This window comes from Brevibacillus composti (genome assembly GCF_016406105.1).
Taxonomy (GTDB): Bacteria; Bacillota; Bacilli; order Brevibacillales; family Brevibacillaceae; genus Brevibacillus; species Brevibacillus composti.
The window spans coordinates 2,959,219-2,971,072 of record NZ_CP066308.1; the positions used below are offsets into that span (position 1 = coordinate 2,959,219).

An 11,854-nucleotide genomic window follows, 5' to 3' on the forward strand; every position below is an offset into this window, starting at 1 on the left:
ACACACCGTACCATTGTGCCATAAAGCGGGAAAAAGTTCGACCCCGAGTAACAGGATCAACGAAAAAACGCCGCTCCCTCGAGCAGGCGTCTCTCCCTATCATTCCTGTTTTAGACGATCAGCTTTTCAATCAAAAGCTGGCGATGATAGCGCAAATCGATAAACTCTTCTCTTCTGCGGACCAGTGGCCTCATCGGTTCGTCTTGATGAATCAGGATAATTTCCACGTCATCTCCATCGCTCAGCCTCGCCCGCGATCCGACGTACAGCTGTGCGATATAGTGGACGAACACCTGAACGATCTCGATGTTGATCAAGCCGTCACAGGCCAGCTTCCACAATTGCTGGGCCGCTTCAAAAGGGGAGGTGCGCGTCTTGTAGACGCGATCCGAGCAGATGGCGTCAAAGATGTCTGCCACCGCCAGCACCTGACAGGCGATCGGGATCTCTTCCCTCGTCCTGCCTTCCGGGTAGCCGGAGCCGTCCAGTCTCTCGTGGTGAAGCAGGGCGCAAAGCGCCAGCGTCTCGCATTTGCCCTCCATTCCATTTATGAGCTCGTAGCCGTAGATGGTATGCTTTTTCATCTCTTCAAACTCCTGCTTGGTCAATTGATCCGGTTTGAGCAGGATTTCTTTGGAGATCTTCATCTTTCCGATATCGTGCAGAAAACCCGCTGCCCCCATGACCTGCACCATTTCTTCATCCCATTTGAGCAGCCGGGCAATCAGAGCGGAGAGAATTCCGACATTGATGGAGTGGCGATAGGTATAGCTGTCGGCCCCCTCCAGCACGTACAGGGAACGAAACAGGCTCATCCGCTTTTCCGTACAGGCAGCCACCTTTTGAAAGGCCTCTGTAAACGCTTCCAATTTGGGCATGTTGTCCAGTTGAACCGCTTCGAACAGGCGTCTCGTATCCTCCATGGCTTCGAGATAAGAAGAGACGCTTTCATGGTCGATTTCCATTTCCAGCAGTTGGCTCGAGATCACTTCTCCATCGCCTTCTGACCAACCGTGATCACTTACATATACATTTCGGATATGCTGCATACGAAGCATACGGATGTGGTTCTCCGTCAAAACAGTGGTTTTGGTCAAAAGCAGTACCCCTGCATCTGTATACAGATCCTGCTCCAAAACACGTCCAATAAGTGAATGGTTGACAGAAGCCAGTAACATAGGATCAAACCTTCCCTTATACCCATTTTCCTAAATTATAGGAAAAGTGTCACATGGCTGGCAACAACTTTTTCTTCTGCGCCTTTCTCCCTAAGTCACATCATGCAGCTCCTTCATATAATAACACGCGGTCTGTCAGGAACGGTGATGTCTGAAAAGAGGAGGTTCCCCTGCAACATGGCCTCATTGTATCTCACACGGAAAGCGTGGAAACAGATTGAGCAAGCAGTGCGAAAACGGCCTGATCTGGAGACAGGCGGGATTCTGATGGGGTATTCCTTGGGCGAGGAGGAGTGGCTGGTGACCTATGCGAGCGGTCCCGGTCCCAACGCCATTCATCAGCCCCATTCTATCATGTTTGATGATCAGTACCTCTTTCAACTGATTAAAAGGCAAAGCAGACGGAGGCGGTGGGATTACATCGGCGACTGGCACAGCCATACCGTTCGCCGGCTCTCTCCCAGCAAGGCAGACCGCCGCACCGTCTGGGAAAAGGCTTCCCAGTCCATCTACATGTCCACTTCTCCCTTTATGCTGATCGTCGGTCTCGACAAGCGGAACGAGCTGCGGGCCCGGGCCTTCCTGTTGGATGAGGCGTTCCGTGAGGTGAAGAATCTCAGTCTGATTGACCGGCCAGCTCAGCCACCACGCGGCGGAAAATCTCCATAGCCCGATTGCCGCCCGACGAGGACTGATTTTCGGCCACGACGCAGAGGGCATAGCGCGGATCGTCATACGGCGCATATCCGGCAAACCAGAGATGGTTTCGTTCCTGATGCCCGGCGCCGGTCTGCGCTGTCCCGCTTTTTCCGGCGATCGGCCAGGGGCTTTGGGCCAGATGCTTGCCTGTCCCCTCCGTCACCACCTGTCTGAGCATCCTTCTGAGCTTTTTGGCCGTCACGTAGTCGATGCCCGCCTCGTCCAGCCTTTGGACGGGAAAACGGAAGAAGGACTGCCCGTTTTTATAGGTGATCTCCGATACCAGCCTCACTTGTCCCGGCTGTCCCCCGCGGACGATCGTAGCCATCATATTGGCGGCCTGCAGCGGCGTGATTCTCACATCCCTCTGCCCGATCGACGTCTGGATCAGCACACCTTCATCCTTGCCCGACTGCGGCTCCAAAAAGACTCGGCCGTTTTCTTCGCCGTCCAGCTGCCGAAAGCCTTCCAGCTTAAACAGATGGGCAGTGCGATGGCCCACTTGCGTCAAAAGGCCCAGACGGCGTGCGTATTCATCCAGCTTGTCGCCGCCGATCCGCTTGGCGATTTCCGCAAAGGCGATGTTGCAGGAATGGGCAAAAGCCTCTTCCATCGTGAGCGATCCATGCCCCTCTTTTTTCCAGCAGGAAAACCCGTATTTACCGTAGCTGCCCTGACAGGAAAAGCGCTCCGTTGGGGAGACGATCCCTTCGGCGAGAGCGGCGGCGGCCACGACGATTTTAAAGACAGAACCGGGCGGGATCTGCTTGACGGCCCGATTTTTCCAGGCGCCTTTTTCCACATCGACGCGCGTTTGATCGTAGGTGGGACGGCTCGCCATGGCCACCACATCGCCAGTTGCGACATCCAGTACGACGATCGACCCCTGCTCCAGTCTCTCTTCATCTGCGATCCGTTCAGCCAACCGCTGCACGTCCGCATCCAGCGTGGTGATCAGGGAGAGCGGGTAATACTCGTTTTTCTGCTGCGTATAGCGGATGTCCAGTCCACGCAATGGGTTGCCTTGTCCATCTACGTAATAGGACAAGGTGGATGGCTCGATTCCCTGCAAAAAGCGGTCGAAGCTGCGCTCCAGGCCTGACGCGCCGACGGTCGTTTCGGCGTTTTTCTTCCCCTGTTCCCACTCATCCGGGTAGAGCGACTGTACCAGTTGCGGATTGCGATGGATGTAGCCCGTCACATGCTTCGCCACTTCATCCTCGCGATACCGTTCCGTCACCAGCAAAGAGACGATCCCCGGGATCGCCAATTGATTGATCTGTTCGGCCTGCCGCTCCGACAGCGTGATCAGGCGTTTGCTTTCATCCCGCAGCATGACGGGCACTTTGGCATTCTGCATCTCTTCGGACAGCCTCTCTTCGCTCACGCGGGCGATCGCGGCTACCCGTTTGAGGCCGTCTGTCCCCTTCAGGCTGCCTCTGGCCAGAGGAAACAGAATCAGCGCCTGCTGTTCTTCGCCTGTGAAACGATAGCCGTTTCGATCCAGGATGTCGCCTCTGCCGCTGTGCAGAACGATGCTTTGCTGCCGCTGCTTCACCGAATTTTTGACCAGATCGATGCCCCGGCTGGTGAAGCGGTGGGCTGCTGCCAGTTGTATCCACCACAGTCTCGCGATCAGTCCGATCCAGAGAAAGGTCATGCCGAGCAGCAGAATAAAATGTCTTCTTTTGATGCGCCTCTCTACCTGCATCTTTCTCGTCCCTCCCCTGCCTTTTTCATCCAGTATTGCCCGAATGAAGGGGGGAGAAACAGAAAAGCACGCCTTTGGGTCGGCGTGCTTGCTTATGCTGTCTGCTGCGATATGCCTTTGTCTGTCAGGAGTGTTTTCCCACTTGCTGCTTCTCCAGCAGAATGTCGCGGATCTTGGTGGACAATAAATCCAGTGCGACGCGGTTGTACCCGCCCTCCGGGACGATGACATCGGCGTAGCGCTTTGTCGGTTCGATAAATTGCAGGTGCATGGGACGCACGATGCTCAGGTACTGGTTGACCACCGAGTCGAGAGAACGTCCCCGCTCCTCGATGTCGCGGACGATCCGGCGGACGATCCGCACATCCGCATCCGTGTCGACAAATACCTTGATATCCATCATGTCGCGAATGCGCGCGTCCTCCAGAATCAGCATGCCTTCCAGGATGATGACATCCTTTGGCTCGACGCGCACCGTCTCCTGCTTGCGCGTGTGCAGCTTGAAATCGTAGATTGGCTTGTCGATCGCCCGCCCTCCGATCAGCTCCTGCAAATGATGCAGCATCAAGTCATTGTCAAAAGCGAACGGATGATCATAGTTGGTAAGTGCCCTCTCTTCGAGGCTGAGATGGCTTTGATCCTTGTAGTAGGAATCCTGCTCAATCATCGTGACGCTGTCGTTCTGGAACTGGCGGAACAACTCCCTCGCCACAGTCGTTTTGCCGGAACCGCTTCCCCCTGCTACCCCAATCACGACGGGGTGACCCATGTACATATCCCCTTCCTCTAGCAGCCCTCAAGTACAGATGTTCTGAGGTTCTTTGTTGCTTGTTTGCGATTATTCTTTGTGGTTACCTTTTTGAAACTGACCGCCAGCCCGTCCCCTACCGGTATGAACGTCGTGTCCAGATCCGGGTGCTGTGTCAGGTATTGATTAAAACGGTTCAGCTTGTCCACCAAAGGGCGCTGTCTTTTCCCCGCTTCCTCCGGCGTCGCCACCAGACCGCGGAACAGCACATTGTCGCTCAGAACCATGCCCCCCGGACGCAGCATCGGCAGATAGAGATCCAGAAAGGCTTGGTACTGGCCCTTGGCAGCATCGATAAACAGACAGTCAAAAGAGGCGGGCTCCGCCAGGCCAGTCGTCGCATCTCTGAGCAGGACCTCGACCCGATCGTCGACGCCCGCTTCCTGCAGATTGGCTTTGGCCCGCTTGAGCCTCTCCTCGTCGATATCCATCGTCACGATCTTCGCATCCGGCGCGGCTTCCGCCATCCAGATCGTCGAGTAGCCGATCGCGGTCCCGATCTCCAAGATTTGTTTAGGCCGATGCAGCCGCAAAAATGCGCGCATCACCTGGGCCGTCGGCAGCTGCACGATCGGTATCCCTTCCGCCTCTGCTTCCCTCTCCAGGCGCTCCAAGAGCGGCGAACGCGGGGGAACCAGTCCCGCTACGTAGTCTTCGATCACAGGATTGGTGATCATCTCGTCATCCCCTTCATCACAACCGGATCATTCCCTGCATCCCTTACTTGCCGCGGCTCTTTCGGTCATTGGCCTCATGCTCCTGCAGCGTGCGGGAGAAGTAATGCTCGGAGGTGCCGTCCTTTTTGGTTACATAAAAGAAGTAGTCATGCTGCTCGGGATACGCGACAGCGGCAAGCGACTCTCTGCCGGCATTGGCGATGGGCCCCGGCGGCAGTCCCGGATAAAGATAGGTGTTATACGGGCTTTCTACCTTCAGGTCGTCATACGTGATCCGGTCCCGCTGCTTTCCGAGGACGAACTGCACCGTCGCGTCTGCCTGCAGCAGCCAGCCTTCCCGCATGCGGTTGTAGTAGACGCCCGCCACTACCGGCCGCTCCTTGTCCACGACAACCTCGCGCTCCACGATGGACGCCAGCGTGACCGCTTCATCCATGGTCATGTTCAGCTTTTTTAGCTGCTCGTCCCACTCGGGCTTCCACTCTTTTTGGAACTGAGCCAGCATTTTCGCGATGATCTCGCGCTCCGTCGCTCCCTTTTTGATCTCGTACGTCTCCGGGAACAAATAACCTTCCAACCGGTATTTACGCCCTTCTTTGACTGGAATAGACGCCACGAACGGGTATTCGGGAAAGCTCCCCTGATTCACTTCGGCAAGGAATTTGGCCTTGTCCACCAATTCCTTCTCGGCCAGATGATCAGCGATTTGCTCGACATTCCACCCCTCCGGAATGGTAAACCGGCTGGCGTCCACCACTGTATTTCCGTCCGCCATCGCTAGCACGAGCTCGTCGATGCTCTGCCCGGTCTGAAACTGGTAGGCCCCGGCCTGCAGACGCGAGCCGGTCCCTTTGTATTTGACATAGTATGTGAACAGATCCGGATTGCGTATCAAACCGTTTTCGTGCAGGATCCGGCCTATCTGTTTGACAGACGAACCAGCGGGTATCTCCACTCGTTTCTCCACAGCCTCGCCAGCGACGGGCTGCAGTCCCTGGTAGACGTAGTAAGCGGCCCCTCCCAGACCAAGCAGAATCACGCAGCACAGGATGACCAGGATCCGCAGAAGACGGCCGCCCCGCCGCCGCTTTTTCCCCGGCGGGTGATCCGGTTGATCATCATGATCCATATACATGGCATTCACAGTAGAGTCCTCCTTTGGTGGTTCCTCTACACAAGAGAAAATTCCTGCGGCAAACCACACATCACGGTCGAGTCATGCAAGACCCGCCCATTATCCGTTACATTATACCGAAAGCAGGTCCATCTTGTCATCAACTGCCGCAAGAGCGCGCCCATGTGCGGATCAGCAGGCAGACTGCGCAATCCATACGGAAAATGCGGATAAAAAGGAACGTATGATGGAAAAAATGCTGACGCTTTTGAAATGGATAGTGAGGGTTCTCCGCGGCCAAGCCCTTTCTCTTATTCTGATCTCCTGCTCGCCGCTCTTTGCATCTGCCGCCGATTTTTCTGCGGTGATTCGGGAAAAACGTGGGCCCATAAAAAAAACGAGAGGATCTCCATTCCTCTCGTTTTTTCTACCTGGTGATCGCTTACAAATCTTCTTTTTCCAGATCGGTGATCAAGGTTTCGAAAGTGGCTTCTACCTGCTCCCACTCTTCATCGTCCTCGATCGGCTGCAGCATGTCGGTTCCGTCATAGCGAAGGAAGTGCACTTCGTACTCCTCTTCCTCCTCCTGATCGACCGGCACCAGGACCAGATAGGAACGATCCTCGATGTCAAAAATATACATGATGCGGAAATCTCGCGGGTCATCGCTGCCTTCTTCAGTCAGCGCGATTACATCGCCTACTTCAAACTCCTCAAAAACCTCTTCACTCATGCTCGTCACCTCGATTTGGCGTCCAGATACCCCTGCAGAATGAGTACCGCCGCCATTTTGTCTATTACTTTTTTGCGCTTTTGCCGGCTGACATCTGCAGCGATCAGCATCCGCTCCGCCGCCATCGTCGTCAGCCTCTCGTCCCAGAGATGAACAGGCAGCGCCATCCGCTCTTCCAGCATGCGGGCAAAAGCCTGACAGCTCTCGCCCCGGGGGCCGATGGTTCCGTTCATGTTCTTGGGCAGACCGACGACAATTTCTCCCACCTGGTAGCTGGCAATCAGCTCGTCCAACCGCGCCAGATCCTTTTCCCGCGATTGGCGTTTGATTGTCTCCACGCCCTGGGCAGTCCAGCCCATCTCATCGCTGACAGCGACCCCGATGGTCTTGTCGCCCAGATCCAATCCCATAATCCGCTTCATACGCTCGCCTACTTACGTTGTTCTGTCAAATACACGGTCACCAACTCTTCAATGATGCGGTCCCGCTCGATTTTGCCAATCAGGCTTCTTGCATTGTTATGGCGGGGAATGAACGCCGGATCTCCAGACAAGAGGTAGCCGACAATCTGGGTAATCGGATTGTAGCCTTTCTCTTGCAAGGCTTGATACACCTCGGTCAAGGTTTCCCGTACTTCCTCTGCCTTATTCTCTTTGGGCACCGTGAACTTCATGGTATTGTCCATCGAACTCACGATCTACACCTCGATTCATAGAGACTCTTCCACATGGCTCGTTGCTCAATTCTACCGTACTACTTCGCTTCGCCCAACCTCTTTTCCTTGTTGTGCCTACACTTTTCCGCGAAAGTTGGCGAATGCTGTGAGAATGGGCGGCTCCCCTGTCATGTTGGCGCTGCCGCCGGCGAAAAGCAGGGCGGCTTACTTCGCCGCCATCTGCCCTTTCACCAGCTCTGTGACCATATCAAGCGCTTCCTGCAGCTTGGACGGGTCCTTCCCGCCGGCCTGAGCCATGTCGGGACGGCCACCGCCGCCGCCGCCGCAGCGCGTCGCTACTTCTTTAATCATTTTCCCAGCATGCAAGCCCCGGTCGATCAGATCCTTGGTCACCCCTGTGACGAGGTTCACCTTGTCTCCTTCCACCGCCCCCAGCACGATGACGGCCGAGCCCAGTTTGTTCTTCAGTTCATCCACCATGCCGCGCAGGTTATCCATGTCAGAAGCGGAGACGCGTGCAGCCAATACCTGCACCCCGTCCACCACCTGGAGCTCGTCAGTCAGGGATGCCGCTTCGATATTGCCCAGCTTGGCGCGCAGGGATTCATTCTCCCGCTGTACATCCTTGAGCTGCTGCTGCAGTCCCTCGACGCGTGCCGGAGCCTCTGCCAGAAGCGGAGCCTTCAGCGCTTGCGCCACGTCCTTGAGAATGCTCAGCTGCTCATTGAGATAGGTGTAAGCGCCGCGTCCGGTAACCGCTTCGATCCGGCGTGTGCCGGCACCGATGCCGCTCTCGCTGATGATTTTGAAGAGACCGATTTCCGCTGTATTGCTCACATGGCATCCGCCGCAAAGCTCCAGGCTGTATCCGCCCACTTTGACGACGCGGACGACATCGCCGTATTTTTCGCCGAACAAGGCCATGGCGCCCATCTCTTTTGCCTCCGCGAGCGAACGGTGAGAGATCTCGACCAACAGATTGGCCCATACCTTCTCGTTCACAATCGCTTCGATCCTCTCCAGCTCCTCAGACGTAATCGAGCTGATATGTGTAAAGTCGAAGCGGAGACGGTCCGGAGCTACCAGGGAACCTGCCTGATTCACATGAGTGCCCAGCACGTCTTTCAATGCCTGGTGCAGGAGGTGAGTGGCCGTATGGTTTTTGGTGATGTCGAGGCGGGATTCACGGTTGACCTCGGCACGCACCTCGTCGCCGACATGCAGCGTACCCGCTACAATGGTGACGGTGTGGACGTTTTGTCCCATCGGTCCTTTTTGCACATCGCTGACGCGGGCTTTCACGCTGTCGGAGACCAGCTCTCCTTCATCGTTTACCTGTCCGCCGCTTTCGGCATAGAAAGGCGTCCGGCTGAGAACCACCTGAACCGTTTGACCCTCGTCCGCCTGGTCAACCAGCTGATTGCCCAGAACGATCGCTTCTACTTTCCCAGTCGTTACCAATTCAGTATATCCAACAAATTCACTCGTAACCGTCAGCTCAGAAAGTGGTCCTCCCTGCGTCTGCATGCTGTCTACGTCCTGACGGGCCGCACGGGCGCGCTCCCGCTGTTCTTCCATCGCCTGCTCAAAGCCATCGCGATCGACGGTGAGACCCTGCTCGCCGGCGAAGTCCTCCGTAAGATCTACAGGGAAGCCGTACGTGTCGTACATTTTGAAGACCTCGGGACCGGACAGCTGGCTTTTGCCCGCTGCTTTCGCTTCCTTCACCATGTCGGCCAGAATCGCCAGGCCGTCGTTCAGCGTCTCGTGGAAGCGCTCTTCCTCGGCGCGAATCACTTTTTCGATGAATGCGCGCTTTTCTACCACTTCCGGATAGAATTCGCCCATCATCTTGCCGACGGTTTCGGTCAGGCCAAACAGGAACGGCTTTTCGATGCCCAGCTTTTTGCCCATCCGCACAGCGCGGCGGAGCAGGCGGCGGATGACGTAGCCGCGTCCTTCATTGGACGGCAGAGCGCCGTCGCCAATCGCAAACGTAACGGTACGGGCATGGTCGGCGATCACCTTGAGGGCGACATCGGTTTCCGGCGACTGTTTGTAGGCGACGCCGGAAATAGCGCTGGTCGCTTCGATCAGCGGGAACAACAGGTCGGTTTCAAAGTTGTTGTCCACCTCCTGAATAATGGAGGCCATCCGCTCCAGGCCCATGCCGGTATCGATGTTCTTTTTCGGCAGCGGCGTGTAGGTGCCGTCCGGATTGTGGTTAAACTGGGAGAACACCAGATTCCATACTTCCAGATAGCGCTCATTCTCCCCGCCCGGGTACAGCTCCGGATCGTTCGGGTCATTGCCGAACGCTTCGCCGCGATCGTAGAAAATCTCAGTATTAGGACCGCTCGGACCTTCCCCGATGTCCCAGAAGTTGCCCTCGAGGCGAATGATGCGCTCCTCTGGCAAGCCAATCTGCTTGTGCCAGATCTCGAAGGCTTCGTCGTCTTCGGGATGAATGGTAACAGACAGCTTCTCCGGGTCGAAGCCAATCCAGTCCTTGCTGGTGAGGAATTCCCAAGCCCAGTGGATGGCCTCTTCCTTGAAGTAATCGCCGATGGAGAAATTGCCCAGCATCTCGAAGAAGGTATGGTGGCGTGCCGTGCGGCCTACATTTTCGATGTCGTTGGTGCGGATCGATTTCTGCGAGTTGGTGATGCGCGGATTCTCCGGAATGATCCGTCCGTCAAAATACTTTTTCAGCGTGGCCACCCCGCTGTTGATCCAAAGCAGGGACGGGTCGTCCACCGGAACCAGGGATGCGCTGGGTTCGATACGGTGCCCTTTTTGCACAAAAAAGTCTAAAAACATCCTGCGGATTTGGTTGCCTGTCAGCTTTTTCATCAAAAACTTCCCTCCAGTGATAAGTAGAAAAAATAAAAAAGCCCCCATCCCCTCAGGGACGAGAACTTGTTCTCGCGGTACCACCCTGCTTACAGGCCTTCCTCGAAAAAAGGACATGCCTGTCGCTCGTTTTAGACGGTAACGGCGTCTGGCCGCCGGTTTTTTCCCGGTCTTGGGAGTAGCCTTCCGCTGCACTTCTTCTGGCCACTCTCTCAACCTGTGGAGTGTCCTCTCTGTAGAAGGGCTGCAACGTACTCGTTCCTTCATCGATCTAGGGGATGTCCCCGATACATGTCATTGTCCGTATTATAATTTTTTTGACTGACCGCTGTCAACTTTCATGGTAAATCAAAGCGATTCGGTTGATCACGACTTTGCAGACGGCCAGAACAGGCACGGCAACGATCAGCCCGACGATGCCGCCGATCGCCTCCCCGGCGAGCAGCGCCATGATGATCAGCAGCGGATGGAGCTGGAGAGAGCGGCCGACGACATTGGGCGACAGGATATTCCCCTCCAGGATCTGGATGATCACATTTACAGCCAGCACGAACAAGGTCATCCGGACCGAAATGGTCAGCGCGACCACGATGGCCGGAGCTGCCCCGATGATCGGGCCGACGTACGGGATGACGTTGGTCAGGCAGACCATCGCCGCCAGGACGAACGGGTACGGCATCCCAATCAGCCAGTACCCGATATAGGCGCAGAGACCGACGATCAGCGCCACGAGCATCTGGCCGTGTATGTAATTGCCCAGGGATTCATTGACATCCCGCAGGACAGCCAGCACCTGCTTGCGGTAGCGGGCGGGGATCAGTGACATGCCCGTCCGATGCAGGTCCTTCATATCCTTGAGCAGGTAGAAAGCGACAAAAGGGACGACGGCAAAGCCAAGCAGCTTGCCCAGCGTATTGCGAGCGTTATCGACCATCTGCGAGATGGTGTGCGACATCTTCTCCTGGGACTGGATAATCACTCGGTCCACTCCGAGGGAGATGCTGTCCGGCAGAAAATATTTATGCGCTTCCCATTCGCTCATCCATTTGTGATACCACTCGGTCAGCCGGGGGATATCGTCAGCCAGCTCCACCAGCTGGTTCGTAAAAATGGGAATGGCATTGACCACCGCCACCGCGATGACCAGGACGAACGAAGCGTAGATGAGCAGGACCGCGATGAGCCGAGGCACTCGGCGCCGCTCCAGCACCTCGACGATCGGGTGCAGGAGATAGGCGATCAATAACCCGACCAGAAACGGGAGTAAGATCTCCGACAGCAGCCGCAGCCAGGCGGTGAGGACTGGGCGCAGCAGCCAGAGCAGGTTGCCGATGACGAGCAGGATGATCAGCCAAATGGCCACAGGCAAAAAGCGGCTATTGCGAAATCCATCCACAGCGGCATG

General features: G+C 56.0%; 11 protein-coding genes. 1 reads left to right on the top strand and 10 read right to left on the bottom strand.

From position 1 onward, the window contains the following. Window positions 1-110: 110 nt before the first annotated feature. Window positions 111-1,178 carry an HD-GYP domain-containing protein gene (locus JD108_RS15085; protein ID WP_198826849.1) on the bottom strand — a complete coding sequence of 356 codons (1,068 nt, stop codon included), beginning with the start codon at window positions 1,176-1,178 and terminating at the stop codon, window positions 111-113. Between the two features lie 177 nt (window positions 1,179-1,355). Between JD108_RS15085 and JD108_RS15090 the strand changes: the two genes are divergently transcribed. Then, complete coding sequence (locus JD108_RS15090) at window positions 1,356-1,847, top strand: Mov34/MPN/PAD-1 family protein (RefSeq protein WP_198826850.1); 492 nt, start codon at window positions 1,356-1,358, stop codon at window positions 1,845-1,847. Here JD108_RS15090 and JD108_RS15095 read toward each other — a convergent pair. The 9 genes from JD108_RS15095 to JD108_RS15135 form a co-directional block, all read right to left on the bottom strand. After that, window positions 1,795-3,588, bottom strand: coding sequence for a peptidoglycan D,D-transpeptidase FtsI family protein (locus JD108_RS15095; RefSeq protein ID WP_198826851.1), 1,794 nt, complete (start codon window positions 3,586-3,588; stop codon window positions 1,795-1,797). The two genes, JD108_RS15090 and JD108_RS15095, sit on opposite strands and share 53 nt — an antisense overlap. Window positions 3,589-3,712: 124 nt before the next feature. Further along, on the bottom strand, window positions 3,713-4,357 hold the full coding sequence (gene udk, locus JD108_RS15100) for a uridine kinase (protein ID WP_198826852.1): 645 nt from the start codon (window positions 4,355-4,357) through the stop codon (window positions 3,713-3,715). Between the two features lie 17 nt (window positions 4,358-4,374). Next, window positions 4,375-5,073: an O-methyltransferase gene (locus tag JD108_RS15105; protein WP_198826853.1), complete on the bottom strand. Its 699-nt coding sequence runs from the start codon at window positions 5,071-5,073 to the stop codon at window positions 4,375-4,377. Between the two features lie 43 nt (window positions 5,074-5,116). Next, window positions 5,117-6,208: an endolytic transglycosylase MltG gene (gene mltG, locus JD108_RS15110; RefSeq protein ID WP_198830145.1), complete on the bottom strand. Its 1,092-nt coding sequence runs from the start codon at window positions 6,206-6,208 to the stop codon at window positions 5,117-5,119. 421 nt (window positions 6,209-6,629) lie between these two features. Further along, window positions 6,630-6,920: a DUF1292 domain-containing protein gene (locus tag JD108_RS15115; RefSeq protein ID WP_198826854.1), complete on the bottom strand. Its 291-nt coding sequence runs from the start codon at window positions 6,918-6,920 to the stop codon at window positions 6,630-6,632. Between the two features lie 5 nt (window positions 6,921-6,925). Then, a complete protein-coding gene (ruvX, locus tag JD108_RS15120) occupies window positions 6,926-7,342 on the bottom strand; it encodes a Holliday junction resolvase RuvX (protein ID WP_198826855.1) in 417 nt (138 codons plus the stop codon). Window positions 7,343-7,350: 8 nt separating this feature from the next. Next, complete coding sequence (locus tag JD108_RS15125; RefSeq protein ID WP_198826856.1) at window positions 7,351-7,614, bottom strand: IreB family regulatory phosphoprotein; 264 nt, start codon at window positions 7,612-7,614, stop codon at window positions 7,351-7,353. 186 nt (window positions 7,615-7,800) lie between these two features. After that, the gene (gene alaS / locus JD108_RS15130) at window positions 7,801-10,449 is read right to left on the bottom strand and encodes an alanine--tRNA ligase (protein ID WP_198826857.1); all 2,649 of its coding nucleotides are present in this window, start codon (window positions 10,447-10,449) and stop codon (window positions 7,801-7,803) included. 331 nt (window positions 10,450-10,780) lie between these two features. Next, window positions 10,781-11,845 (bottom strand): AI-2E family transporter, encoded by a 1,065-nt coding sequence (locus JD108_RS15135; protein WP_228728164.1) that lies wholly within the window; start codon window positions 11,843-11,845, stop codon window positions 10,781-10,783. Window positions 11,846-11,854: the final 9 nt, after the last annotated feature.